Annotated in this window: 1 protein-coding gene; it reads right to left on the minus strand. The window is 67.1% G+C overall.

Translation table 11 applies throughout. The features are described from left to right. A partial coding sequence (locus BN1119_RS15760; RefSeq protein ID WP_042000082.1) for an MgtC/SapB family protein occupies window positions 1–679 on the minus strand: 679 nt, incomplete at its 3' end. Between the last annotated feature and the right edge of the window lie 2 nt (window positions 680–681).

Here is a 681-nt window from a genome sequence, read left to right on the forward strand (position 1 = left end):
CGGTGATGCTGGCCCGCCAGAAGATCTGCTTGATGTGAGGGTGCTCCCCGAGCGTGTTCATCAGGGCATCGAGCTTGGTGCCATCGATGGCGCTGGCGAGCAGCGCCGCCGAGATCTCGAGATCCTGATCGCCGAAGGGGGTGATGTCGAGCTCGCTCAGGGGGTAGTGGGCCTGCTCCAGCATCTGCTCGAGCCAGGGCAGTACCTCCTTTTGGTGAGCGCGGCCGATGAGGGCGGTCACGTGATAGGTCACTTCGGTGTCCATGTTGTCCACCGGGTCACGGTTTATCTGGTTGACCAGGGGGCGCAGCAGGGTGTTGGCGGCCAGCACGAAGAGGGCGCCGAGGATGGCCTCCAGGGCGAACCCGGCGCCGCAGGCGGCCCCGACCGCGGCCACGCCCCACAGGGTGGCCGCTGTGTTGATGCCCCGGATGTTGCCGGATTCCCGCATGATGACGCCAGCGCCGAGAAAACCGATGCCGGAGACGATGTAGGCCACCACGTGGACCACGCCGTAACTGCCGCCGTGCAGCTCATAGATGCGCTGGGCCAGGTTGACGAACAGGGCCGCCCCCACCGCCACCAGCACGTTGGTGCGAAGGCCTGCGGTGCGCTGGCGGTACTGGCGCTCCAGCCCTACCAGACTGCCCAGCACGAAGGCGAGCAGCAGGCTGGCCAGGG

Source organism: Aeromonas bivalvium (assembly GCF_000819765.1).
Taxonomy (GTDB): domain Bacteria; phylum Pseudomonadota; class Gammaproteobacteria; order Enterobacterales; family Aeromonadaceae; genus Aeromonas; species Aeromonas bivalvium.